This window comes from Microvirga terricola (genome assembly GCF_011777495.1).
Classification (GTDB): Bacteria; Pseudomonadota; Alphaproteobacteria; order Rhizobiales; family Beijerinckiaceae; genus Microvirga; species Microvirga terricola.
In genome coordinates, this window is the sequence record NZ_JAATJS010000007.1 from 15759 (window position 1) to 41965 (window position 26207).

Sequence of the window (26207 nt, forward strand, 5' to 3'; positions counted from 1 at the left end):
ATGCATCATTTCGCCTACCGTCAGGGCGTTCTCCATGCGGAGGACGTCGATCTGCGCCGTCTCGCGGATGAAGTCGGAACCCCGTTCTATTGCTATTCCTCGGCGACGCTGGAGCGGCACTATCGCGTCTTCGCTGAAGCTTTTGCCGATACCGACACCCTCGTCTGCTACGCCATGAAGGCGAATTCGAATCAGGCGGTGCTGCGGACACTCGGCCGCCTTGGGGCCGGCATGGATATCGTCTCCGAGGGAGAACTGCGCCGCGCGCTTGCGGCGGGTGTTCCGGGAGAACGGATCGTCTTCTCCGGCGTCGGCAAGACCAAGGCCGAGATGGCCTTTGCCCTCGACAGCAACATTCTCTGCTTCAACGTCGAATCCGAACCCGAGCTCGAGGCCCTGTCGGACGTCGCCATTTCCAAAGGACGGCGCGCGCCGATCTCAATCCGCATCAACCCCGATGTGGACGCCAAGACCCACAAAAAGATTTCGACCGGCAAATCGGAGAACAAGTTCGGCATCCCGATCGCCCGCGCGCGGGAGGTCTATGCCCGGGCAGCGCAACTGAAAGGCATCGAGATCACCGGCGTCGATATGCATATCGGCAGTCAGATCACGGATCTTGAGCCGTTCGACAACGCGTCGGCGCTGCTCGCGGAGCTTGCCCGCGATCTGATGTCCGACGGGCACAAGCTGCATCACATCGATCTGGGGGGCGGCCTCGGCGTTCCCTATCGTGAAGACAACGAGCCCCCGCCGGACCCACAGGCCTATGCCGAGATCATCAAGCGCCATACGCGCGGCCTCGGCCTCAAGCTCGTTTTTGAAATGGGCCGCCTGATCGCCGGAAACGCTGGCATCCTGGTGACGCAGGTTATCTATGTGAAGGAAGGCGCGGGCAAGACTTTCGTCATCGTCGACGCTGCGATGAACGACCTGATCCGCCCGACGCTCTACGACGCCTATCACGACATCAAGCCTATCGTGGAACCGGCGCGCGATGCAAAGCACATCGTGGCCGACGTGGTCGGCCCCGTCTGCGAAACGGGCGATTATCTGGCGCTCTCCCGCGATATGCCCGCAGTGAAGCCGGGCGATCTCCTCGCCCTCATGACCGCCGGAGCCTACGGCGCCGTCCAGGCGACGACATACAACACCCGTCGGCTGGTGCCCGAAGTGCTTGTGCGCGATTCCGATCACGCCGTCGTGCGGCCCCGCCCGTCTTATGAGGATCTGATCGATCTCGACCGGGTTCCGGGCTGGCTAATCTAGATCGCAGCGACAGCCCCTTTTTCAAAGCTCGAAATCGCACGCCTCCGGCGTGCGATTTCGGACGCAGTGTTTATCTGAACGCCCGACCAACTCGCGCATCGCTGAGACGCGATCAATTCGGCCCACATGATCGCGGATCTTAAGCCGCTATCCCACCACGTTGCCCGAAAAGGGCTGCGGGGAGTTCCTTTGCACCCCCGTGAAGTCGCAACCGCGGCGAGTAAGCAGGCTGCCGGAAAGCGCGCATAACAAAACCCCGGCACTTTCGCGCCGGGGTTTGTTTCGATCCTCCGATGATCGGGTTAGATCACCATGAAGTCGGCATAGGTCATCTTGAGGTTCTTGTCCAAGGTGGCGAAGTGAACCGCCTTGGCAGCTCCGTTGCCGTCGGCATCGTAGAAGAGCTTGCCCGTCTTCTTGTCGTAGACGATGTAATCGTTCTTGTCCTTCGCCTCGGTGCCGATAGTGAAGAACTTCTTGTCGAGCTTCGCAGGCTTCGCGAACGTGCCCTTGGTGCCGAGCTTCTTGAAGATCGCGTTGTCGAGGAAGATCGTGTCGTCCTTGACGTTGAAGCCCACGATCTTGTCGACATTGGTCTTGCCGAGCTTGGTGTTGAACACGAACGCGTCCTTGCCCGCGCCACCCTTCAGGGTGTCGTTGCCAAGGCCGCCGTTCAGCGTGTCGTTGCCAGCGCTGCCATCGAAGCTGTCCTTTCCGGAGCCGCCGACGAGGTAATCATGGTCCTTCGAGCCGACGACGCCCCTCTCTGCGACGTCCTTGACGGTGATGGTGAAGTCCCTGTCGAGGAACCCACCCGAGCCGTCCTTCACGCGCACCGTGATCTTGTGCGACTTGGCCTGCTCGTAGTCGAGCTTAAGGCCGTCATCCACCACGATCTTGGTGCCGTCGAGCTTGAAACGACCGCCGGCAGTGTCGATCAGTTTGAACTCGAGGGTGGCGTTGTCGCCCTCGTTCGGGTCGGTCGCCGACAGAGTGCCGACCGTCAGGCCGTTGCGGGCCATCTCGGCCACCGACAGATCGCTGAGCTTGAGCTCCGTCGGAGCGCGGTTGGCAACCGTCGCGTCCACGGTAACGACCTTCTCGACCGCGCTCGCGCCCTGCTCGTCCGTCACCGCGATGGTGAACTCGGTGAGTTCGCTCGCGCCGACGACGCCGTTCGGACGGTCGTTCGGATCAAACTTGAGCCCCTTGACCGCCTCCGTCACAGCAGCCGCCGTGTCGGTGATGGTGTAAACGCCGGTCGCGGGATCATATTCGCCGCCACCAAGGTTGGTCAGGACGCCGTTCGCCTTGTTGCTAAGCGTGATCTTGACCGTCACTTTCGCGCTGTCGTTATCGGAGATGACGACGTCGGCGAAGGGCGCGATGGTCGCATTGTCGAGAACGCTGTGAGCCACGGTCGGGACGTTCACAACTGGTGCTTCGTTATCGGCCACAGCGAGGGCGTCGATGATCTTGACGACGCCGAAGAACTTCCCGTCCGGCAGCGCATCGCGAGCGGCAAGGAGCTTGGCTGCCAGATCCGCCACGTAGGCGGCATCACCGAGATGTCCGGCAATGCTCTTGAGAACCGTGGTGTAGGAATCGGCCTGCAGTTCCGCAACGCGCGCGGCAACGGCAGCATTACCGGTCACTGCGCTCCATTCGGTGATCAGAGCCTGACGATCCTCGTTGACCACGGCCACATGAGCCGAGATCGCAGCCGCCATCTCTTCAGCCGTCGTCGCAGCATCAATCGCATTGATGAACTGATACTTGGCATATTCGACTTCGATCTGATGGTTCAGAGCGGCCTTGAGGTCGGCAACCGTCGTATAATTGCCGAACAGGGTCTTGATCTCCTTCACACCGAGCGCGATCGCCTGCTGACGACCGGCATTGTCCGGAAGCTCGCGGAAATGCTCCGCATTCACGCCATCGAGAAGGCTCGCTTCGTGAGCATCGATCGCGGCCAGAATTGCGGTCGCGTCTGCAGCACCGTTGAACTCCGCGAGAAGAGCGGCAGTATCCACAGCCTCGGCCGCAGCGTCCATCGCAGTGACGATCTTGACGACGCCGAAGAACTTCTCGCCCGGCTGCTCAACGCGGGCGGCAAGAAGCTTGGCCGCCAGATCCGCCACGAAGCCGGCATCACCGAGACGTCCGGCAATGTTCTTGAGAACCGTGGTGTAGGAATCGGCCAGCAGCTCCGCAACGCGCGCGGCAACGGCGTCATTACCGGTCACAGCGCTCCATTGTGTGATCAAGGTCTGACGATCCGCGTTGACCACGGCTACATGAGCCGAGATCGCAGCCGCCATCTCTTCAGCCGTCGTCGCAGCATCAATCGCGTTGATGAACTGATACTTGGCATACTCGACTTCGATCTGATGGTTCAGAGCGACCTTGAGGTCGGCAACCGTCGTATAATCGCCGAACAGGGTCTTGAGCTCCTTCACACCGAGCGCGATCGCCTGCTGACGACCGGCATTGTCCGGAAGCTCGTGGAAATGCTCCGCATTCACGCCATCGAGAAGGCTCGCTTCGTAAGCATCGATCGCGGTCAGAATTGCGGTCGCGTCGGCAGCACCGTTGAACGCCGAGAGAAGAGCGGCGGTATCCACAGCCTCGACCGCAGCGTCCATCGCAGTGACGATCTTGACGACGCCGAAGAACTTCTCGCCCGGCTGTTCAGCACGAGCGGCAAGAAGCTTGGCTGCCACATCCGCCACGTAGGCGGCATCACCGAGATGTCCGGCAAGGCCCTTCAGAACCGTGGTGTAGGAATCAGCCTGCAGCTCCGCAACGCGCGCGGCAACGGCGTCATTACCGATCACTGCGCTCCATTCCGTGATCAGAGCCTGGCGATCCGCGTTGACCACGGCCACATGAGCCGAGATCGCAGCCGCCATCTCTTCAGCCGTCGTCGCAGCGTCAATCGCGTTGATGAACTGATACTTGGCATACTCGACTTCGATCTGATGGTTCAGAGCCAGCTTGAGGTCCGCAACCGACGTATAACTGCCGAACAGGTTCGCGATCTCCTTCACGCCGAGCGCGATCGCCTGCTGACGACCGGCATTGTCCGGAAGCTCGTGGAAATGCGCCGCATTCACGCCATCGAGAAGGCTCGTTTCGTAAGTATCGATCGCGGTCAGAATTGCGGTCGCGTCGGCAGCATCGTTGAACGCCGCGAGAAGAGCGGCAGCGTCGACCGGATCGTCGGACGGATCGTTGTCGACGGTAATCGTGATGTCCTTCGTGAACGGTGTGTTTTCGCCGTCCGAAACCTGGATCTTCAGCGTGTGCGAGGTCGCGAACTCATAGTCGAGCGCGGCCTTCAGAATGACCACACAGGTGCCGTCTTCGTTCTGTACGACATTGAAGAATTCGTTCGAGATTTCTTCGCCCGCGTCGTCGACGAGCTTGAAGGTGAAGTTGTTGACCGCGGCCGTGTCTGCATCGACCGCCTTCAGGGACGCAACGACAGTGCCAATGTCCGCATTTTCGACAACCGTGCCCCCGGTGAATTTGATGTCCGTCGGGGCGCTGTCGTTCACGTCGTCAAGCGCGATCGTGAACTGCTCCCGCGCGACGATTTCGCCGCCAGCGTCCCGCACGATGATCTTGGCAACGAGATCGCCCGGGTTCTCGTAATCGAAGGCGCCCGGGTTCTTCACGAAAAGGTTGTTGGTTTCCGGATCGATATCGAAAACTTCCGACCCGCCATCGAGCTCGAAAGTGTAGGTGCCCACATCGTAGCTGAGCGTGCCGATCACGTCGCCGGCATGGGGATTTTCGGCGATATTGACCTTGGAAAGCTCCAGCGTTCCGCCGGCGAGGAAAGTTGAACTTAAAGTCGTCATGAGAGTGCCCCCTTGAAGCGTCTTCCCTAGAAAGGAGCGGATCATATATCGTTATGGGAACATTATTTCAACCTAAACCTTCAACCGCTGGCAGAAGAGCAACCCTTTGAATGGGAATATCTTTTCAGCATGGCGCAATAAATTAAACTTACGGTTGCGCATTCTCTGGAACTTCTGGCCTGCGCTCGCAAGGGCCGCCGCCCGAGGCGATGGTATGCTATTCTATTAGCCTGGACCGCCCACGCTTTACCTCCCTCTCACGCCATAAGCTCAGAGATCGCGAGCCAGCGGGAATTTTCCGCAACGACAAGGACAGGAACGGTCGTCTCGCGACACGCGAAAAGCTGCACCGCCCCATGCCTCTTGGTTGGCCGACATGACGGAAAATTGATCTCCCCGCATGACCGCGCAAACCTCGATCCGTGCCGATTTGGCGGCTGCCCACGAGAACGAGCCGTGCTAACCTCGCTCGCCGGGCGTTATGTAGGAAAGGCCGTGCAGCCGGAGACCGTGGCATGAGCGAAGGCCCACAGCCGAAATCGACGCAGACGCCCTTGAACCGGCAGTTCGAGCAATTCGTCGCGCGGGCGGGCCGGTTCCTGTGGTGGGAGCGTGCGTGGCCGCGGATTTGGCTACCGCTTTTTGTCCTCTCCCTCTTCCTGACAGTTTCCTGGCTCGGCCTCTGGCTCGATCTGCCTCCCTTCTGGCGGATCGTGGGTCTTGGCCTGTTCGCGGCCGCTGCCCTTTTCTCGGTCTGGCCGCTGCTTCGGTTGCGCTGGCCGAGCCGATTGAACGCGCTCGACCGCCTCGACCGCGACACCGGCCTCAAGGATGCGCCCGCGCGCGCCTTGGACGACACGTTGGCCTCAGGCACCGACGATCCCGGCACCCAGGCCCTCTGGGCCCTCCATCGCAAACGCGCCGAGGAAGCGGTTGCGCGGATGCGCGTGGCACCTCCCCGGCCCGACATGCCCAAACGCGACCGCTATGCGCTGCGCGCGATGGGGGTTCTGGCGCTTGTCGCCAGTGCATTCGTTGCGGGGCCGGAAATGGGCTCACGGATCGGCGCGGCTTTCGACTGGCATGCGCCCAAAGCCGCCGCTCCGGCCTTTCGCATCGACGGCTGGATCGACCCGCCGCGCTATACCCGAACCCCGCCCGTCATGATCGACCTTGCCAAGGACCAGCACCTGCGGGCGCCGGTCCATTCGACAGTGGTCGTTCGCATCGCGGGCGACGGGAAAGCCGAGATTGTCCCCACCGCCGGGCTGATGCCCCTGCCGCCTCACGGCACTCAGCGGGCGGGTCTTCGCGAGGAGCGCTTCACTCTTGAGAACAATGCCGAGGTTGCTGTCCGGACAGGCTCCCGAAGCGTCCGGCTGACACTCGAGTCGATACCCGACAAGCCGCCCGAAATCGCGTTCACCGCGCCGCCCGAGGTCAACGCCCGCGGCACCTTCACCCTGCTTTACAAGGGCAAGGACGATTACGGCATCGTCTCCGTGGAAGGCCTGGTGGAGAGACCCGAGGGCGCCAGGGGGCGGTCTCTGGTGGCGCCGCCCCGTCTCGATCTGGCTCTCCCCGGCCACGAGGAAAACGCTCCCGAAACCCGCTCTCAGGTCGATCTGACCAATCACTCATGGGCAGGAGCCAAGGTCACGATCAAGCTCAAAGCCAAGGACGAAGCCGCCCAGGAGGGCACGAGCGAGGCCATCACCTTCACGCTGCCGCAGCGCCCGTTCACGGATCCTCTCGCCAAGGCCCTGGTCGAACAGCGGCGCCATCTGGTCATGGTGCCCGATGATCGCAAGCGGGTGCAGACGGCGCTCGATGCGCTGCTCATCGCGCCCGACACCTTCACTCCGCAATGGGGCGTGTATATGGGCCTGCGCGTTGGGGCGAGCCGCTTGCGGCGGGCACACACGGATCAGGATCTTCTCGATGTGGCCGACTGGCTCTGGACCATGGCGGTCCAGATCGAGGATGGGAACCTGTCGGATGCGGAGCGTGAGTTGCGCGCGGCGCAGGAACGCTTGCGCGAAGCCATGGAACGCGGCGCGCCGAACGAAGAGATCAAGCGCCTCACCGACGAACTGCGCCAAGCCATGGACAAGTTCCTCCGCGAATTCGCCCAGCGCATGCAACAGAACCCGCAAACCCGCGACCCGAACCAGCGCGGACCCGAGCGCGTGATTTCACAGGACGATCTCAACCGCATGCTGCGGCAGATGGAAGACGCGATGCGCCGCGGTGACATGGCCGAGGCCCAGCGGCTCCTCGAGCAGTTGCGCAATATTCTCGATAACCTTCAAACCGCCCAGCCCAACAGCCGCATGACCGATCCTCTCGGCCGCGAGATGAACCAGGCCATGCGGGATCTGGAGAACATGGCGCGCGAGCAGCAGAACCTGCGCGACGACACCTTCCGCCAGGGCCAGAACAAACGCATGCAGCAGGGCGAGCGCAATCGCATGCGGCAGAGGCCGCGCCCGGACAGCGAGGAACAGGACCAGGCCGAGAGCGGCCAGGATGGGCAGCAGAGCCAGGACAGCCAGGCCCTCAGCCAGCGACAGCAGGCGCTGAGGGACGCTCTCGGGGAATTGCAGCGGCGGATGCAGGGCCTCGGCATGCAGAACGAACAGGGCCTCTCGGACGCCGATCAGGCTATGCGCGAGGCCGAGAACGCTCTCGGCCAGGGGCAGGACAGTCCGGCGGTCGACGCCCAGGGACGCGCCCTGGACGCGCTGCGGCGCGGGATGCAAGGCATGGCGCAGCAGATGCAACAGATGCAGCAGGGCGAGGGCGATCAGCCGGGCGTAGGCCAAGGCGGCGAGCAGACCACGCAACGGGATGCGGACCCGCTAGGACGCCCCTTGCGCGATAGAGGCATGTCTGACGGCTCTGTCGTCGTGCCAGGGCCCGACGCCGCCGCCCGGGCACGGCAAATCTTGGACGAATTGCGTCGGAAACTGGGCGATCCCAACCGGCCCCAGGAAGAGCTCGACTATTTCGACCGGCTTCTTCGTCGCAATTAAATCAAGGTTAATGAGCCTGCTAACGGATCGGCCCTTGCCTCGCCGCCGGGTTCGGGCCACGGTCCGCCGACTTTTGCGATGGAATCAGGATGAATAGCTTCGTCGATCTGCTCGTGCCCGTAGCCGTTGTAGCCGTGGCCTTTGTGCTACTTCTCGGCCTTATCAACATGTTACGTGGCGGAAGCCCGAATCGGTCTCAGCAGCTCATGCGCCTGCGCATCCTGCTGCAATTGCTCGCCATTATCATCATCATGGGCGTTATATGGTGGAGAGCGGCCTAGCTTCCGCCGTGTTGACACTTTTTCGCCATTGTTCTTTTTAAGAGACTGTTAGGCATAGTCGGAGAAAGTACCTCCGACGAACTAACTCTTAACCCCTTCGATGGATCGCTTGATGCGTGTCGGCAAAGCCATTGGCCTGAGCGTTCTGATTGCCTCATTGGGGGCCGCAGGAGCGTTTGCCGCCGAGGTTAAGAAGCCGGCCCTCACGCAGCCCAGTCTCCTGTCCGAATTCCGGTTCGGGTTTTCCGCGCAGGACCCCTGGGGGGCGGAAGGCAGAGACGGCTCGGCCAATTTGACCGGCGAAATCCTTTTCGCGAAGCCGTTTACGCCGTCGGACCTCTTCACAAGCTACTTCATTCCGCGTCCCCATATCGGCGGCAGCGTGAACTTCGACGGTCGAACCAGCTTTGCCTATGCGGGCCTGTCCTGGACCGTGGATCTGACGCCGCAGCTCTTCGTCGAAGGCAGTTTCGGTGGCGCGGTCCACAACGGCAGCCGGAATCATGTTTCCACGCCGGCGGATCTGCAGCCCTTGGGGTGCTCGCCCCTGTTCCGTGAAGCGGGCTCGGTCGGCGTGCGTCTCGCAGCCAACTGGAGCGTGGTGGCCACCATCGAACATCTCTCGAATGCCGGCTCCTGCTCGGAAAATCGGGGCTTGACGAATGTGGGCGCGCGGGTTGGCTATTCGTTCTAAACGAACTCCAACCTTTTGAGCATCCGATGGTCGTTCTCAACCGCATCTACACACGCACAGGCGACAAAGGCACGACCGCGCTCGCGGCCGGTGGCCGTCGCCCGAAAAACGATCTGCGCATCGAGGCCTTCGGCACCGTCGATGAAACGAATGCCTGTCTCGGTCTCGTCCGACTCCACACGGCCGGCCACGAAATCGATCCGATGCTTGCACGCATCCAGAACGACCTGTTCGACTTAGGCTCGGACCTAGCGACGGTCGAGACCGGCAAACCGCTGCCTTACGAACCTCTGCGAATCTCGAAGGAACAGGTCGAGCGTCTGGAGCAGGAAATCGACCAGTTGAACGCCCACCTTTCACCGCTGCGCTCCTTCGTATTGCCCGGCGGAACGGCGGCCGCAGCAGCGCTTCATCTGGCGCGGACCGTCTGCCGCCGCGCCGAGCGGTGCGTGGTCAGTTTGATGGAGAAGCCGGAGGAAAAGGTCTCTGCGGAGGCATTGAAATACCTCAACCGGCTGTCCGACTTTCTGTTCGTCGCCTCGCGTTACATCAACGACAAGGGCGCGCTGGACGTCCTCTGGGTCCCCGGCCAAAACCGCTAGCGCCCGTTCGACCGGGATGATAACGATCCGGTCGAAAGATCACGCCTCACCTCGACCTTTTGAGGCGTGGCCAGCCGGGCAATCCGCAGCGATCACGCTCAAGAGGAGCGGACGATGTTTCTTCCGCTTCACGACGGCGTCCCTCTTCGAAACATGAAGACACCGATCATGACGCGATCGCTGATCGCGGCCTGCATCGTCGTCTATCTCCTGACCTTCTATGAACCCTTGGGGGGCGACGCGCTGGTGGCGGGCTTAGGCCTGATCCCATCCGTGCTTTTCGGCACGGAAAGCCTTCCCGATGGCTATCCTTTCGTGCCCGTGGCGCTGACGCTTGCCACCAGCATGTTCCTGCACGTGTCGTTCCTCCACCTTGCCGGCAACCTGCTGTTTCTTTGGGTTTTCGGAGACAACGTGGAAGACGCGATGGGGCACGTGCGCTTCCTGGTCTTTTTCCTGTTGAGCGGCAGCATCGCCAGCCTGACCCATGCACTTGCCCTCCCGACTTCAGACCGACCATTGATCGGCGCATCGGGCGGGGTTGCCGGTGTAGTCGCGGCCTATCTCATTCTTTATCCCCGTGTCCGCATCTGGTGCCTTTTCCTGCAAGGGATTCCCTTGCGTCTGCCAGCTTACTGGGCCATCGGATTCTGGTTTGCCCTGCAAATCGTGGCAGCCTTCTTCGGCAGCGACGACGGTGTTGCCTGGTATGCGCATCTCGGCGGTTTCATCACGGGCGCTATTCTTATCCCCTTCATGCGTCTTCACCCCGATCCCATTCGGGCGCGCATCGAGGCGCAGGAACTGCAGGCGCCGCGTTGACAATCGAAAACCGACCGCTACGGTCCCTCTCATCTTTTTCCTGCCTGTCCGGAAGCAGGCCACGCCGCCTCCGGATCTGACCTTTCGATAGGAACAGACAAATGAAGCTTCTGGTGCCTGTGAAGCGTGTCGTCGACTTCAACGTGAAGATCCGGGTGAAGCCCGATGGGTCCGGGGTTGAGTTGGCGAACGTGAAGATGTCGATGAACCCCTTCGACGAGATCGCTGTCGAGGAAGCGGTCCGGCTGAAGGAGCAGGGCAAGGTGACCGAAGTGGTCGCCGTTTCCGTCGGCCCGGCGCAGGCGGCTGAGACCCTGCGCACCGCGCTCGCCATGGGCGCGGATCGCGGCATCCTGGTGAAGACGGACGCAACCGTCGAGCCATTGGCCGTGGCCAAGATCCTGAAGAAGGTTGTCGAGCAGGAAAGCCCGCAGCTCGTCATCATGGGCAAGCAGGCCATCGACGACGATTCCAACCAGACGGGCCAGATGCTGGCAGCTTTGCTCGGCTGGCCGCAGGGCACCTTCGCGTTCAAGGTCTCGCTTAATGCCGGCACCATCGACGTCACCCGCGAGGTCGATGGCGGATTGCAGACGGTCGGCCTCAAGCTGCCGGCCATCGTCACGACGGACCTGCGCCTGAATGAGCCGCGCTACGCGTCTCTTCCCAACATCATGAAGGCCAAGAAGAAGCCGCTCGATGAGACCACGCCTGAGGCGCTCGGTGTCGACGTCGCTCCGCGCCTGAAGGTGCTCAAGACGGCGGAGCCCGGCGGCCGCAAGGCGGGCGTCAAGGTCGGCTCCGTCGCCGAGCTGGTGAACAAGCTCAAAACAGAAGCTGGCGTGCTCTGAGCGGAAGGATTTGAAGACATGACGACGCTTCTCATTGCCGAGCACGACAACGCTCACCTGAAGGACGCCACCAACAAGGCGCTCTCCGCCGCCGCTGCACTCGGCGCGCCCGTGCATGTGCTGGTGGCCGGCGCGAACGCCAAGGCCGCAGCCGATGCCGCGGCGAAGCTCAGCGGCGTCGAGAAGGTGCTCTTGGCCGACAATGCGGCTTATCAACACCAGCTCGCCGAGCCGCTGGCGGCGCTGATCGTGTCGCTCGCCGGCCCCTATGACGCCATCGTCGCCCCCGCGACCACGACGGCCAAGAACGTGCTGCCGCGGGTCGCAGCGCTCCTCGACGTGATGCAGGTCTCCGACATCACCAAGGTCGTCTCGGCCGACACCTTCGAGCGGCCGATCTATGCCGGCAACGCCATCCAGACCGTGCAGGCGACGGACGGCAAGAAGGTTATCACCGTGCGCACGGCCTCCTTCCCGGCGGCTGCCGAGGGCGGTTCCGCCCCGGTCGAGAGCGTGGCCCCGGCTGCCGATCCGCAGGTCTCGACCTTCAAGGGCGAGGAGATCGCCGTGTCCGACCGGCCGGAGCTGACTTCGGCCAAGATCATCATCTCGGGCGGCCGCTCGCTGGGCTCGGCGGAGAACTTCGCCAAGTACATCGAGCCCATCGCCGACAAGCTCGGCGCGGCCATGGGCGCGTCGCGCGCGGCGGTCGATGCGGGCTATGCCCCGAACGATTGGCAGGTCGGCCAGACCGGCAAGGTCGTGGCGCCAGACCTTTACATCGCGGTCGGCATCTCCGGCGCAATCCAGCACCTCGCCGGCATGAAGGACTCCAAGGTCATCGTCGCCATCAACAAGGACGAGGAGGCCCCGATCTTCCAGGTGGCCGATTACGGCCTCGTCGGCGACCTGTTCACAATCCTGCCTGAACTTCAGGAGGAGTTGACCAAAGCCGGTCGTTGAGGTCAGGAATGAAGAAGAGCCAGGCGGGCCTCCTGCCCGGTTCTTTCGATGGCAAGGAGGTTCGGGGCGGCGGACAGATGGGTATCGAGATCAAAACCGTTGGCGTGATCGGCGCCGGTCAGATGGGCAGCGGCATCGCCCATGTTTGCTCGCTGGCAGGCTTCGGCGTGCGGCTGCACGATTTGTCCGAGGAGCGGATCAAGACCGGCCTCGCGACAATCAACGGCAACATGTCCCGTCAGGTCGCCAAGGAAACGATCAAGGATTCCGAGCGTCAGGCCGCCCTCGCCCGGATCGTGCCGGCGCTCTCCTACGACGACCTTTCGCCCTGCGATATCGTGATCGAGGCCGCGACCGAGAATGAGGAAGTGAAGCGCAAAATCTTCACCGCACTCTGTCCGTCCCTGCGTCCCGAGACGATGATCGCGACCAACACGTCTTCGATCTCAATCACGCGCCTCGCCGCCTCGACGGACCGGCCGGAGCGCTTCATCGGCATCCATTTCATGAACCCCGTGCCGGTGATGCAGCTCGTCGAGCTGATCCGCGGCATCGCGACCGAGGATGCGACTTACGAATCCTCCAAGGAATTCATCGGCAAGCTCGGCAAGACGGCGACCGTCTCGGAAGATTTCCCGGCCTTCATCGTCAACCGCATTCTCCTGCCGATGATCAACGAGGCGATCTATACGCTCTATGAGGGCGTCGGATCGGTCGATGCCATCGACACCGCCATGCGGCTCGGGGCCAACCACCCCATGGGCCCGCTCCAATTGGCGGACTTCATCGGCCTCGATACCTGCCTTTCCATCATGCAGGTACTGCACGAAGGCCTCGCCGACTCGAAATATCGCCCCTGCCCGCTTCTCGTGAAATACGTGGAAGCCGGATGGCTTGGGCGCAAAGCCAAGCGCGGCTTCTACGATTACCGCGGCGAAAAGCCCGTTCCGACCCGCTAAGGCCTCAAACGAAGCGCCGGAACAGGTCGGCGAAGAAGTAAGGGCCGAAGCTCCACAGCCCGGCCCAAAACACCGCTCCGATGGCGTTGGCACTGACGAAGTGGAGCCATGGCATCCCAACCGTGCCTGCGACCAGCCCATTGAGCTGGCGCAGCAGCACGACGAACCGCGCCGTCATCACCATCACGAAGCCCTTCTCTCGCGCCACGCCTTCGAGATGGGACAAACGCTCCGGCGTTAGCTTCACCAAAGATCCATAGCGGTGCAGCAGGGGGCGGCCGCCGTAGCGGCCGATGAGGTAGCCGGTGCTGTCGCCAAGCACGGCCGCCGACCAGGCCGCGAGAAAGACGTGCCCGATGGCAAGGTCGCCCCTCGTCGCCAGCACCGCAGCTCCGATGAGAGCGCTTTCACCCGGCAGCGGCGCACCGAAACTCTCGAGATAGATGATGACGAAAAGGGCCGCGACGCCATAGGCCGCGACGGCCGCATCGAACGAGCCCAGGCCATGCTCCAGGACGCTCATGGGACCTCCCGCCTTCGTCACCGCCTCTCGTCTAAGCGGCTCGCCAGTATTCACGCTCCGACATCATCCGTCACCTTGTCGGTACTCATGCGATTTCTGTGGGTGTGGCATGAAGGGCGCGTGGTTACGCTTCACAACAGCGTCACAGTTTCATAGTCTGATACAAACGGGATACAGATCTTCTCTCTTCGAGGAGGTGAGGTGACGATACACGTCCAGCCTGTTGTGCGACCGGAGGCCTGCCCGGCCCTCGTCCTCAATGCCGATTACCGGCCTTTGAGTTACTACCCCTTGTCGATCTGGTGTTGGCAGGATGCGATCAAGGCGGTGTTTCTCGACCGGGTGAACATCGTCTCAGAGTATGACAAGGTCGTGCGAAGTCCGACCTCGGAAATCCGCCTCCCCTCGGTCATCTCGCTCAAGACCTACGTCAAGCCTTCCCGACAACCGGCCTTCACCCGCTTCAACGTCTTCCTCCGCGACCGTTTCACCTGCCAATATTGCGGCACCCACGAGGATCTGACCTTCGATCACGTCATTCCCCGCTCCAAGGGCGGCCAGACGACCTGGGAAAACGTGGTCGCCGCCTGCGCCCCCTGCAATCTGCGCAAAGGCGACCGAATGCCCCGTGATGTGGAAATGTGGCCGCGCCAAAGCCCCTTCGCTCCGACACTGAACGATCTGCATTCCAATGGGCGTCTATTCCCGCCCAATTATCTGCACGAAAGCTGGCTCGACTATCTCTACTGGGACAGCGAACTCGAACCGTAGCCGCTTAAATCCGGTTCTTCGGAGCGGCGAAGCCCGCCACGCCGGCGAGCCCTAGCGAAATCAGCACGTTCCAGCCGGCCAGCGACAGGCCGAGGAAACGCCACGCGGCCTCGGTGCAGCTCACTACCCGCGTCTTCTGCAGCTGATTGAGAAAATCGCCAACGTTGCCCGCGCCACCGCCAGCCGCCCCGCCGCAATCGCTAGGGCCTAGCCACCAGCCCCATTCGACGCCTGCGTGATAGGCGCCCATGCCTGCGCTGACGATGAAGACCAGCACCAAAAGCCACAGGCCGAGCCGCGCCCATTGCCGAGGCAGAAGAGCGCTCGCCAGAGCCAGTGGAATGCCGAGATAATAGGGATCGCGCTGCATGAGGCAGAGCTTGCAGGGTTGATAGCCCCAGACATGCTGGAACACGAGCGCGCCGCCGATCGTCGCCGCTGCTCCCAGCGCGACGGCGAGCGCCGCCTGCCGAACGTCCAATTTGAAGCGCATCGCTCTCGATCTCTCAGAAAAGGTACCGGAAGGCGACAAACCCGCCGACGATCACGGCGACGGAGACGGCCGCGACCAGGTTGAAGTGATTGTCGATGACACGTTTAATCGTCGACCCGAACTTGCTCATCAAAAATCCGACCATGAAGAAGCGCGCCCCGCGCGTGATGATCGAAAGCACGATGAACCAGCCAAGATTATACCCGGCAAAGCCTGAGGTGATCGTGACGAGCTTGTAGGGGATCGGCGTCAGGCCTTTGAGCAGGATGATCCAGTGCCCGTATTGGGCATAAGAGTGCCGAAACGCCTCCGCACCCTGAGTCAGGCCATAAAGCTGAAACAGCCAGGTGCCGACCGAATCGTAGAGCAGCAGGCCGATCATGTAGCCGAGCACCCCGCCAATAACGGACGAGATCGTGCAGATGAGGGCGTAGCTCCAGGCCTTGTCGGGCCGCGCCAGCATCATCGGCACGAGCATCACATCCGGCGGAACCGGGAAGAACGAGCTTTCCGCGAAAGACACGGCGGCCAGCGCGTAGGGAGCCGAAGGCCGGCCCGCGAGGGAAAGGGTCCAGTCGTAGAGGCGTCTCAGCATGGACATCCGAGGGGTGCGACGAGGATTGGGGCCGTCCGGCCGTTCCTCCTTTGAGCACAAGCACGCGCCCCTGACGAGGGGTGTGCATGCCGCGCCCGATCACATCTCCTCCATTGACCCCGCTTCATACCCCATGGTAACTCGGCAACCGCGTTGCCCCTGTGGCGGAATTGGTAGACGCGCTCGACTCAAAATCGAGTTCCGCAAGGAGTGCTGGTTCGATCCCGGCCAGGGGCACCATTCATCACGCCGCTTTCGGTGAGCCGCGAACAATCCCCTCTTCGCGCTTTCGGTATTTGCGACATCAAGCTCTCGTCACAGGCGCGCGTTCTTATTCGCGCTACCGTGCCAGCCCCCGAAACGCCGCCACCACATTCTCATAAACCGGCCGCTTGAACGGAATGATCAGCTCTGGCAGGCGGCTCATTTCTTCCCAGCGCCATTCGTCGAATTCCGGTTTGTGGTGGCCGCCGCCGGGTTGAAGAATGTTGATCTCGCTTTCATCGCCCTCGAAGCGGAAGGCGAACCACTTTTGGATCTGGCCGCGATAGCGCCCGCGCCAGGCGCGGCCGGCCACCATGGAGGGCAGGTCGTAGGCGTACCAGTCGGGTGCTTCGGCCAAGAGGCTGACCGTGCTGACGCTGGTTTCCTCATAAAGCTCGCGGATCGCGGCCTGATAGGGGTCTTCACCCGGATCGATGCCACCTTGCGGCATCTGCCAGGCATAGCCGTCCGCCACATGCTCGCTGCCGGATTCGGAGCGGCGGCGGCCCACGAAAACCAGTCCTTCGCTGTTGAGAAGCATCACGCCGACGCAGGACCGGTAGGGCAGATCCTTCAGGTTCGGTACTCCCTTCGCGCTCCTCATCGGACATAAACCTCTCTTGTGCGGGATATAAGAGTGACGCTTCAGACAGCCCGAGACAAGCCTTTCCACACGTCGCTCGAATCGAAAAAGCCCGGCGGTGGTTAACCGCCGGGCCTGATGAATTCGCAGACAAAGAGTGACAGCGCCTTAGTTTGGCGAAGTCGTCGCGTTGGAGGCACCCTTGCGCACGCCATGGAGGTAGTCGTAGGCGGCGATCAGCTGCTTGTCCTTCGAGGCATCCGGCGGGATATAGGCGGAGGAACCGCCGCGCTCTTCCTTCTCGGCGCCATTCTGAAGGTGGCCCTTCAGACCGGCTTCGCCCTTGGTCTCGTCCTTGCCCTTCAGCTCGTCCGGGATGTCCTGCAACACCTCGACATCCGGCTCGATGCCCTTGGCCTGGATCGAGCGGCCCGACGGCGTGTAGTACCGGGCAGTGGTCAGGCGCACGGCACCGTTGCCCCCGAGCGGAATGATGGTCTGCACGGAGCCCTTACCGAAGGAGCGGGTGCCGAGCACCGTGGCGCGCTTGTGATCCTGCAACGCACCGGCCACGATCTCGGAAGCCGAGGCCGAGCCGCCGTTGACCAGAACCACGAGCGGCTTGCCCTTGGTCAGGTCGCCCGACTTGGCATTGAAGCGCTGCGTGTCCTCAGGATTGCGGCTGCGGGTCGAAACGATCTCGCCGCGATCGAGGAACGCATCGGACACCATGATCGCCTGGTCGAGCAGGCCACCGGGGTTGTTGCGCAGGTCGATGACGAAGCCGGAAAGCTTGTCGGCGCCGATATCGCTCGTGAGCTTGTCGATGCCGGCCTTCAGGCCTTCATAAGTCTGCTCGTTGAACTGGGTGATGCGCAGCACGCCGACGTCGCCTTCGACACGGGCGCGAACGGGCCGAACCTTGATGGTCTCGCGCGTCAGCTTCACCTCGATCGGATCCTTCGCTTCCTTGCGCTGGATCTTGAGCATGACGGACGAGTTGACCGGACCGCGCATCTTGTCGACGGCTTGGTTCAGGTTGAGACCCTGAACGTTGTCGCCGTCGATCTGCGTGATGACGTCGTTGGCGAGAATGCCAGCGCGCGAAGCAGGCGTGTCGTCGATGGGGGTGACGACCTTCACGAGGCCATCCTCCATCGTCACCTCGATGCCGAGGCCACCGAATTCGCCGCGCGTCTGCACCTGCATGTCACGGAAGCTCTTGGCATCCATGTAGCTGGAATGCGGATCGAGCGAGGTCAACATGCCGTTGATGGCCGACTCGACCAGCTTCGGCTCATCCGGCTTCTCGACATAATCCGTGCGAATCTTTTCGAACACGTCGCCGAAAAGGCTCAGCTGACGATAAGTGTCGGACGAGGCGGCAATTGCGCTCGTGCTCGACAGCAAGCTCGTCTGCGACACCATCGTCGCAGAACCGGCACCAATGGCCACGCCAAGAATTAAAAGGGACAGTTTGCGCATTACCCGCGAACCTTCTCGCTTTGCGATTTCGCCCACCATGGACTCGGATCGATCGAACCGCCGTCTTTCCTGAACTCTACATAGAGGACGGGATTGTTCTTTTCTATGGCGTTCCCCGTCAGCGACATGAGAGGCGTTTCCCCCATGGTTGCGACTGGTTCGCCAGCGAGCACGAATTGCCCAACATCGACGTTGATTTGGTCCATACCGGCCAGAAGAACATAATAGCCCCCGCCGGCATTGATGATCAAGAGTCGACCATATGATCGGAAGGGCCCCGCGAAGGCCACCCAGCCGTCAGCCGGTGATACGACATTTGACTTCGGACGGGTCGTGATAGAAATGCCGCGCGTCGTTCCGCCATAGCCGTCCGGCACGCCAAAACTGAGCGTATTTTCGCCGCTGACAGGCCGTGGAAGCAGGCCGCGCGCCTCGGAAAACGGGATTTTGGGAGCAAGCCGCGCAGGGTCGCGGAAAGCAGCCTGAGCAAACTTCTCCTTGGCACTGCGCTCCTGGGCTTCCGCCGCCTTGCGAGCCTCGTCCGCGGCGCGCTGAGCGGCCACGCTTTCCTGCTCCATGCGGTCGATCAATTCTTTGAGAGTGCCGGCTTGGCGGGCGAGCTCGGCGGCTTTTTCCCGCTCCACCCCGATGTTGCGCTCCACCTCCGCGATGCGGCCCTGCCGGGCGTTCATCAGCGCCTTGAGGCGTTCCTGCTCAGCGCCCAGAGCCGACAGCTCCGTTCCGAGGGTGGAACGGTCGGTTGCGATGGCATTCTTGAGGCGGACCAACTCGGCAAGGTCGGACGCGAGCGCTTCGGTCTCAGCCCTCAATTCCGGCAGCACGGCGCCGAGCATGATCGAGGCCCGGACCGCCTCCAGCATATCCTCGGGCCGCACCAGAACCGCCGGCGGCGGGCGGCGGCCCATACGCTGCAGGGCGGCAAAAACCTCCACGATCACGCCCCGGCGCCCGTCGAGGGAGCGGCGAATCGCCGTTTCGCTGGCGGCGAGCGTCTGCAGCCGCTGCTCCAGGGAGCGAATCCGATCCTCGGTAGCCCGGGTCCGCTCCGCCGTCTCGATCAGGGCCGCGTTGAGCTTGGCTCGGTCGGTCTTGATCCCCTCAACCTCGGCTTCGAGCCGCTTGCGGGCCTCGGCGTTCGCCGCCATGGCCTCCTCAAGCGCCTTGAGATCGTTGGCCCGCTGGACCCGCTGCTCCTCCGTCTCAAGCGGCGGCTGCGGGTTCGCCGCGGGCGCGACGGCCTGCTGCGCCCGCGCCGGCCCGGTCGCGAGGGCGGCGATCAGGGCGAGGCCAAGAGCTTTGCCGATAGTGGAGAAGCGGAAGCGGTCCATGCGTCAGGAATCGTCGTGTCCGGCGCGATGATAAGGGTGACCGGCGATCATTGTCAGCGCCCTGTAGAGCTGCTCGGCCACCAGCGCGCGGACGATCTGGTGCGGCATGGTGAGCGCACCGAAGGAAACGACAAGCTCGGCCTTCTGGCGGATCTTGGGATCAAGCCCGTCCGGACCCCCGATGATGCAGGCCAGTCCCGCACGGCCCTCATCGCGCCAGTGCCGGATCCGGTTCGCAAATTCTTCGCTGGTCGGGCTCTTGCCACGTTCGTCGAAGGCGATGATCGCAAACGATCCTGCCTTTTCGAGAAGAACAGAAGCCTCCTCCGCCCGGCGATCGTCATCCCGGCGCGCCCGGCTTTCGGGCAATTCGACCATGTCGAGCCCGGCCACGCCGAGGCTCCGGCCCATGCCTTCGATCCTCTGCCTGTATCGCTCGACCAGCTCCCGCTCGGGGCCGCTCTTGAGACGGCCCACGGCCAGCAAGCTCAATCGCACGACAGGCAGCCTCGATTAGCTGGCTTTGTCGTGAGGACGGTCGGCGCCCCACATCTTCTCGAGGTTGTAGAAGCCACGAACCTCGGGACGGAACACATGGATCAGCACGTCGCCGGCATCGATCAGCACCCAATCGCAGGCAGGCAGGCCCTCGACGCGCGCATTTCCGAACCCCTTGTCCTTGAGGTCCTGAATGACGCGGTCGGCGATGGCGCCCACATGACGGTTGGAACGGCCCGACGTGACGATCATGGTGTCTGCGAGCGAGGTTTTCCCGGCCAGGTCGATGACGACCGTGTTTTCGGCCTTCATGTCCTCGATGGAAGCCAGGGCGACGACCCGGAGATCCTCATCTTGCGGAGCATTCGCTCCGGAGAGAGGGGGAAGCGGATTCTTGTCCGCTCCAATCGGAGATAGTCGGTTCAGGTTCAGACCCTTTCATCCAGCGCTGCAAATCGCGCTGTGCTTATAGAATAATGCCTGATGGCACTTTATTTCAACGGCCTTCCGAATGGGAAGTTCGCCGCGCCCGGCGAAGCTCGGTGGAGGAGAGTGGCGAGCGCGGCCCGTGCAGGAACACCCAGGCGGGGGCTGCGAGGTCCGGCAGAGCCAGGGCATCGCTTTCCGGGATTCTGCCTGAGGCAAGGGTGGTCGCGCCCCGCGACCGGGCTGCCTTCAGGGTCCATCCCGGCCGGTCGATAACCGCAATGGGCATCAGCTGAGCGATGCGACGCCAGCCGCGCCAGCGATGGAAGCTCGCCAGATTGTCCGCCCCCATGATCCAGACGAATCGCACGCCGGGATAGCGGCGCTTGAGGTAGGTCAGGGTATCGACGGTGTAGCGCGCGCCGATATCTGCCTCAAAGGTCGTCACGTCGATGCGGGGATGAGAGGCTATCCTTTTCGCTTCCGCGACTCGCGTTTCGGTAGCCGCGAGATCGCCGGCATCCTTCAATGGATTGCCTGGCGTCACGACCCACCAGATCCGGTCGAGTCCGAGCCGTTTCACCGCCATGCGGCTCACATGACGGTGACCGTCATGTGCCGGGTTGAAGGAGCCGCCATAAAGCCCGATCCGCATGCCGGGCGCGATGCGCGGCAGACGAGCGAGGCCCGACGGGCTCAAGCGAAAGCGCGACGGCGCGGGAGGAGATGCACTCACGGGCGGATCTGGCCCGAACCGCGAATACGATATTTGAACGAGGTCAGCTGCTCGACACCCACCGGCCCGCGCGCATGCATGCGCCCGGTCGCGATGCCGATTTCCGCACCAAACCCGAATTCGCCGCCATCGGCAAACTGGGTCGAAGCATTGTGGAGCACGATGGCGGAATCGACCTCAGCCATGAAACGCTCGGCCACCGCCGCATCGTCGGTCACGATAGAATCGGTGTGGTGCGAGCCGAAGGCCTCGATATGGGCAATGGCTGCGTCGAGCCCGTCCACGACCCGCACCGCGATGATGGCGTCGAGATATTCCGTGCGCCAATCCTCTTCCGTCGCGGGTGTGACACGCGGATCGGCGGCCTGCGTGGCCTCGTCGCCCCTCACGGCGCAACCGGCCTCCAGCAGCGTCGTGACGAGCGGCTTCAGATGTGTGGCGGCGCAGGCCCGGTCGACCAGAAGCGTCTCAGCCGAGCCGCAGACGCCGGTCCGGCGCATCTTGGCATTGAGCACGATGCCCTTGGCCATCTTCAGATCAGCCTTAGCATGGACGAAGACGTGGCAGATGCCCTCCAGATGCGCGAAGACGGGCACCCGCGCCTCATCCTGCACGCGCGCCACGAGGCTTTTGCCGCCACGCGGCACAATGACGTCGATCTGGCCTTCAAGTCCGCTCAGCATCGCTCCCACCGCCGCCCGGTCGCGGGTGGGCACGAGGCGGATCGCGTCGGACGGCAAGCCAGCATCGCTCAGACCCTGTCCCATCGCCTCCGCAATGGCGAGCGAGGTACGAAAGCTCTCCGACCCGGTCCGCAGGATCGCCGCATTACCGGCCTTCAGGCAAAGCGCCCCGGCATCCGCCGTGACATTGGGCCGGCTCTCAAAGATGACGCCAATCACGCCGAGCGGCGTCGCCACACGCTCGATCCGTAAGCCATTCGGGCGCTCGAACTGTGCCAGGACACGTCCGACCGGATCAGGTAAGGCGGCGATGCTTTCGACCGCGTCGGCAATATCGGCAAGCCGTTCGGAGTTGAGTGTCAGACGGTCGAGAAAGGCGGGCGTCTGGCCCTTGGCCTGCGCCTCGGCCACGTCTTCGGCATTGGCAGCGAGAATTGCAGCCGAAGCGGCACGGATGCGTGCGGCCATGGCTCGTAAGGCAGCGTTCTTCTCGTCTGCCGTGGCAATAGCGAGGCGGCGCGCCGCCAAGCGTGCGCGGCGACCGATGTCGCGCATCAGGGCCGGGACATCGGACGGCTCACCCGAAACCGCTTGCGCGACGTTGAATCGGCTGGCGGGAGAGGTCCCGCGATGAGTGTCACCCATGTCCAAGCCTCACGGAGCATCCGCCCCGAAAACGAAAACCATCGCACGAAGAGCGTCGCGGGAGCCGCGCCGCACCCTGTCTCCCGACAAGGCAAAGCATGCCCTCACCGCCGCGCTTCGCGTGGGCACCTCCGGCTGGCACTACGAGGACTGGAGAGGCCCCTTCTATCCCGCCGATATGTCGCCCAAGGACTTCCTGTCCTTTTACGTCGAACATTTCAATACGATGGAGATCAACAATTCCTTTTATCATCTTCCGACTGAGAAAGCCGTCAAGGCATGGCACGACACCGCGCCGGAGGGCTTCGTCTTCGCCTGGAAGGTCTCGCGGTTCATCACCCACATCAAGCGCCTTCAGGACGTGGGAGACAGCATCACGTTGGTTTTCGAGCGTATGGGCGGCTTGGAGCAGGCCTTCGGCCCCGCCCTCTTCCAACTGCCACCCTCATTCGCCGCCAAGCCTGAGAACAGGGATCGGCTGGTCCAGTGCCTCGACCTCCTTCCCAAGAAGCGCCGCTGCGTCTTCGAATTCCGGCACGCAAGCTGGTTCGAGGACGAGACCTTTCACCTCTTGAGCAACCACAACGTGGCCTTTTGCATCTCGGACCACGTCGATGCGCCCGCTCCCTGGGTGACGACAGCCGATTTCGTCTATGTGCGGGGCCACGGCATCCAGGGGCGCTATACAGGACGCTACGACACCGAGACCTTGCGCGCGTGGGGCCGCTCCATCGCGGAATTCCGACGCGAGGGGCGCGACGTCTATGTCTATTTCGACAACGACGTGAAATGCGCCGCGCCCAGAGATGCGGAAACGCTGCTTTCCTTGAGCGCGAAGGAAAACTAGTCGGCCAGCGCCATGTCGTCCCGGTGGATCATTTCAGCGCGGCCGGGATAGCCGAGGATCGCTTCGATCTCGCTGCTAGGACGGCCGATGATACGCGCCGCATCGTCCGCGTCATAAGCGACAAGGCCCCGTCCGAGGATGCGATTTGCATCGCGGATCGCAACCGCATCGCCGCGAGCGAACGTGCCCTCGACCTTGCGCACGCCGACGGGCAGCAGACTCGCACCCGCCTTCAGCGCGCGTGCCGCGCCGTCGTCGACATAGAGCGTGCCGCGCGGCTCGAGCGCTCCGGCAATCCACGTCTTGCGTGCTGTCGCGGGGTTGGAGGGCGTGAGGAACCACGTGCAGCGCCCGCCATCTGCAATCCGCTTCAGTGGATTCTTCGTGCGCCCATCGGCGATGATCATATGCGTGCCGCCGGCGGTGGCGATCTTGCCCGCCTCGATCTTGGTGCGCATACCACCGCGTGACAGCTCGGACGCCGGTCCGCCAGCCATCGCGTCGATTTCCGGCGTGATACGCTCAACGACCGGAATGTGTTTTGCATTTGGATCGGATGCGGGCGGCGCGGTGTAGAGGCCGTCGATGTCGGAGAACAGCACCAGCAGGTCAGCGCCGATCATGGTCGCGACGCGCGCCGCAAGGCGGTCGTTGTCGCCATAGCGGATTTCCGAGGTTGCGACCGTGTCGTTTTCGTTGATCACCGGTACGGCGCGCATGTCGAGCAGTTTCAGCGTCGTTGCGCGGGCGTTGAGATAGCGCCGCCGCTCTTCCGTATCGGAGAGCGTCACGAGAATCTGACCCGCGGTAATTCCGTGATGCGCCAGAACCTCGGACCACGTGCGCGCCAGTGCGATCTGCCCGACGGCGGCGGCGGCCTGACTTTCTTCGAGCTTCAACGGTCCCGCCGGAAGCCCGAGCACGGTGCGGCCCATCGCGATGGCGCCCGAGGATACGACGAGCACATCGGCTCCGCGCGCGTGCAGATCGGCAATATCTTCCGCCAGCGCTGCAAGCCAGGCATGGTTCAAGCGGCCCCGCGCGCGGTCGACGAGCAGGGCCGAGCCGACTTTCAGAACGACACGGCGAAACTGATGAAGCTTAGGGCTCACGGATGCCATTCTTCCTGCTTGGTCTCGACGATCTGCTCTTCGGCCTTCGCCGCGTCGATGACCGAAAGCAGCGCCTGTAGAACCTCCTGCACGCCCTGACCGGAAGCGGAGGACACGACATAAGGCGTCCGCTTCGCCGCCCGCTTCAGGCGCGCCAGCTGCTCTTTCAGCGTTTCCTCATCGAGCGCATCCGTCTTCGAGAGAGCGACGATCTCGGGCTTTTCCGCGAGACCATGGCCATAGGCCTCGATCTCGTTGCGGACGGTCTTGTAGGCCTTGCCCGCGTGCTCGCTCGTGCCCTCGACGAGGTGCAGCAGCACGCGGCAGCGCTCCACGTGGCTCAAGAAGCGGTCGCCGAGGCCAACGCCTTCGGATGCGCCTTCGATGAGGCCCGGAATATCGGCCAGCACGAATTCGCGTGAGTAAGCCCGCACGACCCCGAGGCCCGGGTGCAGCGTGGTGAAGGGATAGTCGGCAATCTTGGGCTTGGCCGCCGTCACGGTCGCAAGGAATGTCGACTTGCCGGCATTCGGCAGGCCGACCAGACCGGCATCGGCGATCAGCTTGAGCCGCAGGATGATCCAACGCTCCTGGCCCTCCTGACCCGGATTCGCCCTACGCGGTGCGCGGTTCGTCGAGGTGGTGAAATAGGCATTGCCGAAGCCGCCATTGCCACCGCGCCCGAGCAGGATCTTCTGGCCGACCTTGGTCAGATCCGCGATGACGGTCTCGCCATCCTCGTCGAGGATCTGCGTGCCTTCCGGCACTTTCAGCACCACGTCGCGACCCTTGCCGCCGGCGCGGTTCTTGCCCATGCCGTGCTCGCCCTTCTGGGCCTTGAAGTGCTGCTGATAGCGATAGTCGATGAGGGTGTTCAGCCCCTCGACGCATTCCGCCCAGACGTCACCGCCGCGCCCGCCGTCACCGCCGTCCGGGCCGCCGAATTCGATGAACTTTTCGCGGCGAAAGGACACGCAGCCCGCGCCGCCGTCGCCGGAGCGAATATAGATCTTGGCTTGATCGAGAAATTTCATAGCCCGCATCCTTTACGGGACAAGGCGTGCGGGAGCAACGCACCAGGCAAGAAGCGCCTCCGAATTTCTCGGAGGCGCTTAACACTTAGGAGGCCAGGGACAGACCAGCCGCGGCATCCGCCGTTGCCGGGCCGCGGACGAGACCCGTGTGTCCCCAGCTCTTCAGGCTGTTCCAGGCCCGCCGGTCGAGGCGGAAATGATCGGCCGGATAGAGCCCGCCGCGCGCCCTGGACTCCATGAGGCCCGCGCCCTGATAGGCGAAGCCGCACTTTTCCAGAACGCGGCGCGAGGCCGGGTTGATAACCCTGGCGGAAGCCATCAGCTCATCCTCCTCGCCATAGGCGAAGAAGGCGTCGATCAGCGCGCGCGCCGCCTCGGTGCCGTAGCCCTGCCCCCAGGAAGGCTGGCCCAGCCAATAGCCGAGATGCGGCTTGCCGTCCTCCGGCCCCGGACTGATGCCGACCATGCCGATGAGGCTGTTGGGCCGGCCTTTGGGGGTGATGGCGAGTTGCAGGCCCTGCCCGTCGGCATTCGCCCGCCGGGCGTGGAAGATGAACCGCTCGGCATCTTCCGGTGGGTAGGGATGCGGAATAAGCGCCGTCATTTCCGCGACAGCTTTCTCACCGGCAAGGCGTACGATGGCTTGGGCGTCGGCAAGACGGGGCCAACGCAGCCAAAGGCGGCGCGTTTCCAAGCGGAAAACATCGTCACGGGTGAGGTCGGGAAACATGGTCTTGCTCCGATCCAGATTGGGCCATCTTTCAAGGCCCGAAAACGCGAAGGGGAGGTGGTATCCCACCTCCCCTGGCATTTTCTGGATC

At 63.0% G+C, this 26207-nt stretch carries 25 protein-coding genes and 1 tRNA gene; 12 read left to right on the forward strand and 14 right to left on the reverse strand.

Features of this window, described 5'->3' with window-relative positions; genetic code table 11:
* The gene (gene lysA, locus HB375_RS16475) at nucleotides 1-1269 is read left to right on the forward strand and encodes a diaminopimelate decarboxylase (protein ID WP_167674112.1); all 1269 of its coding nucleotides are present in this window, start codon (nucleotides 1-3) and stop codon (nucleotides 1267-1269) included.
* A gap of 302 nt (nucleotides 1270-1571) precedes the next feature.
* Here the strand turns inward: lysA and HB375_RS16480 are convergent, their stop codons facing one another.
* Complete coding sequence (locus HB375_RS16480) at nucleotides 1572-5135, reverse strand: cadherin domain-containing protein (RefSeq protein WP_167674113.1); 3564 nt, start codon at nucleotides 5133-5135, stop codon at nucleotides 1572-1574.
* A 515-nt stretch (nucleotides 5136-5650) separates the two neighbouring features.
* Between HB375_RS16480 and HB375_RS16485 the strand changes: the two genes are divergently transcribed.
* From HB375_RS16485 to HB375_RS16520, 8 genes are all read left to right on the forward strand, one after another.
* Nucleotides 5651-8170: a TIGR02302 family protein gene (locus HB375_RS16485; RefSeq protein WP_167674114.1), complete on the forward strand. Its 2520-nt coding sequence runs from the start codon at nucleotides 5651-5653 to the stop codon at nucleotides 8168-8170.
* Between the two features lie 89 nt (nucleotides 8171-8259).
* Nucleotides 8260-8451, forward strand: coding sequence for a twin transmembrane helix small protein (locus HB375_RS16490; RefSeq protein ID WP_167674115.1), 192 nt, complete (start codon nucleotides 8260-8262; stop codon nucleotides 8449-8451).
* A 112-nt stretch (nucleotides 8452-8563) separates the two neighbouring features.
* Nucleotides 8564-9145 carry an acyloxyacyl hydrolase gene (locus HB375_RS16495; RefSeq protein ID WP_167674116.1) on the forward strand — a complete coding sequence of 194 codons (582 nt, stop codon included), beginning with the start codon at nucleotides 8564-8566 and terminating at the stop codon, nucleotides 9143-9145.
* A gap of 26 nt (nucleotides 9146-9171) precedes the next feature.
* Nucleotides 9172-9747: a cob(I)yrinic acid a,c-diamide adenosyltransferase gene (locus HB375_RS16500; protein ID WP_167674117.1), complete on the forward strand. Its 576-nt coding sequence runs from the start codon at nucleotides 9172-9174 to the stop codon at nucleotides 9745-9747.
* 114 nt (nucleotides 9748-9861) lie between these two features.
* A complete protein-coding gene (locus HB375_RS16505) occupies nucleotides 9862-10569 on the forward strand; it encodes a rhomboid family intramembrane serine protease (protein ID WP_167674118.1) in 708 nt (235 codons plus the stop codon).
* A gap of 101 nt (nucleotides 10570-10670) precedes the next feature.
* Nucleotides 10671-11420 carry an electron transfer flavoprotein subunit beta/FixA family protein gene (locus HB375_RS16510; RefSeq protein WP_167674119.1) on the forward strand — a complete coding sequence of 250 codons (750 nt, stop codon included), beginning with the start codon at nucleotides 10671-10673 and terminating at the stop codon, nucleotides 11418-11420.
* 18 nt (nucleotides 11421-11438) lie between these two features.
* A complete protein-coding gene (locus tag HB375_RS16515; RefSeq protein WP_167674120.1) occupies nucleotides 11439-12383 on the forward strand; it encodes an electron transfer flavoprotein subunit alpha/FixB family protein in 945 nt (314 codons plus the stop codon).
* A 77-nt stretch (nucleotides 12384-12460) separates the two neighbouring features.
* The gene (locus HB375_RS16520; RefSeq protein WP_167674234.1) at nucleotides 12461-13342 is read left to right on the forward strand and encodes a 3-hydroxybutyryl-CoA dehydrogenase; all 882 of its coding nucleotides are present in this window, start codon (nucleotides 12461-12463) and stop codon (nucleotides 13340-13342) included.
* Between the two features lie 4 nt (nucleotides 13343-13346).
* Here HB375_RS16520 and HB375_RS16525 read toward each other — a convergent pair whose 3' ends face one another.
* Complete coding sequence (locus HB375_RS16525; protein WP_167674121.1) at nucleotides 13347-13865, reverse strand: DedA family protein; 519 nt, start codon at nucleotides 13863-13865, stop codon at nucleotides 13347-13349.
* Between the two features lie 201 nt (nucleotides 13866-14066).
* On the opposite strand from HB375_RS16525, the gene HB375_RS16530 reads away from it, so the two are divergent.
* A complete protein-coding gene (locus HB375_RS16530; protein WP_343232432.1) occupies nucleotides 14067-14636 on the forward strand; it encodes an HNH endonuclease in 570 nt (189 codons plus the stop codon).
* Between the two features lie 4 nt (nucleotides 14637-14640).
* On the opposite strand, the gene HB375_RS16535 is transcribed toward HB375_RS16530, so the two are convergent.
* Entirely contained in the window at nucleotides 14641-15129 is a 489-nt protein-coding gene (locus tag HB375_RS16535; protein WP_167674122.1) for a disulfide bond formation protein B, read from the reverse strand.
* 13 nt (nucleotides 15130-15142) lie between these two features.
* On the reverse strand, nucleotides 15143-15724 hold the full coding sequence (locus tag HB375_RS16540) for a YqaA family protein (protein ID WP_167674123.1): 582 nt from the start codon (nucleotides 15722-15724) through the stop codon (nucleotides 15143-15145).
* A gap of 155 nt (nucleotides 15725-15879) precedes the next feature.
* On the opposite strand from HB375_RS16540, the gene HB375_RS16545 reads away from it, so the two are divergent.
* A tRNA-Leu gene (locus HB375_RS16545) sits at nucleotides 15880-15964 on the forward strand.
* Between the two features lie 100 nt (nucleotides 15965-16064).
* Here the strand turns inward: HB375_RS16545 and HB375_RS16550 are convergent.
* From HB375_RS16550 to HB375_RS16580, 7 genes are all read right to left on the reverse strand, one after another.
* Nucleotides 16065-16592 (reverse strand): RNA pyrophosphohydrolase, encoded by a 528-nt coding sequence (locus HB375_RS16550; protein ID WP_167674124.1) that lies wholly within the window; start codon nucleotides 16590-16592, stop codon nucleotides 16065-16067.
* 147 nt (nucleotides 16593-16739) lie between these two features.
* Nucleotides 16740-18056 (reverse strand): S41 family peptidase, encoded by a 1317-nt coding sequence (locus tag HB375_RS16555; protein WP_167674125.1) that lies wholly within the window; start codon nucleotides 18054-18056, stop codon nucleotides 16740-16742.
* Nucleotides 18056-19405 (reverse strand): murein hydrolase activator EnvC family protein, encoded by a 1350-nt coding sequence (locus tag HB375_RS16560; protein WP_167674126.1) that lies wholly within the window; start codon nucleotides 19403-19405, stop codon nucleotides 18056-18058. The genes HB375_RS16555 and HB375_RS16560 overlap by 1 nt, the downstream gene beginning before the upstream one ends.
* Before the next feature lie 3 nt (nucleotides 19406-19408).
* The gene (rlmH, locus tag HB375_RS16565; RefSeq protein WP_167674127.1) at nucleotides 19409-19903 is read right to left on the reverse strand and encodes a 23S rRNA (pseudouridine(1915)-N(3))-methyltransferase RlmH; all 495 of its coding nucleotides are present in this window, start codon (nucleotides 19901-19903) and stop codon (nucleotides 19409-19411) included.
* A gap of 15 nt (nucleotides 19904-19918) precedes the next feature.
* Nucleotides 19919-20233, reverse strand: coding sequence for a ribosome silencing factor (rsfS, locus tag HB375_RS16570; protein WP_246728561.1), 315 nt, complete (start codon nucleotides 20231-20233; stop codon nucleotides 19919-19921).
* 166 nt (nucleotides 20234-20399) lie between these two features.
* Complete coding sequence (locus HB375_RS16575) at nucleotides 20400-21065, reverse strand: nicotinate-nucleotide adenylyltransferase (RefSeq protein ID WP_343232433.1); 666 nt, start codon at nucleotides 21063-21065, stop codon at nucleotides 20400-20402.
* Nucleotides 21062-22303 (reverse strand): glutamate-5-semialdehyde dehydrogenase, encoded by a 1242-nt coding sequence (locus HB375_RS16580; protein WP_425515192.1) that lies wholly within the window; start codon nucleotides 22301-22303, stop codon nucleotides 21062-21064. The genes HB375_RS16575 and HB375_RS16580 overlap by 4 nt, the downstream gene beginning before the upstream one ends.
* Nucleotides 22304-22391: 88 nt before the next feature.
* Here HB375_RS16580 and HB375_RS16585 point away from each other — a divergent pair, with 88 nt between their 5' ends.
* Nucleotides 22392-23240, forward strand: coding sequence for a DUF72 domain-containing protein (locus HB375_RS16585; protein WP_167674129.1), 849 nt, complete (start codon nucleotides 22392-22394; stop codon nucleotides 23238-23240).
* On the opposite strand, the gene proB is transcribed toward HB375_RS16585, so the two are convergent.
* The 3 genes from proB to HB375_RS16600 form a co-directional block, all read right to left on the reverse strand.
* Nucleotides 23237-24361, reverse strand: a complete 1125-nt coding sequence (gene proB / locus HB375_RS16590) for a glutamate 5-kinase (protein WP_205800239.1) — start codon at nucleotides 24359-24361, stop codon at nucleotides 23237-23239. The two genes, HB375_RS16585 and proB, sit on opposite strands and share 4 nt — an antisense overlap.
* The gene (gene obgE / locus HB375_RS16595) at nucleotides 24349-25386 is read right to left on the reverse strand and encodes a GTPase ObgE (protein WP_167674131.1); all 1038 of its coding nucleotides are present in this window, start codon (nucleotides 25384-25386) and stop codon (nucleotides 24349-24351) included. The genes proB and obgE overlap by 13 nt, the downstream gene beginning before the upstream one ends.
* 85 nt (nucleotides 25387-25471) lie before the next feature.
* Nucleotides 25472-26116 (reverse strand): GNAT family N-acetyltransferase, encoded by a 645-nt coding sequence (locus HB375_RS16600; RefSeq protein ID WP_167674132.1) that lies wholly within the window; start codon nucleotides 26114-26116, stop codon nucleotides 25472-25474.
* Between the last annotated feature and the right edge of the window lie 91 nt (nucleotides 26117-26207).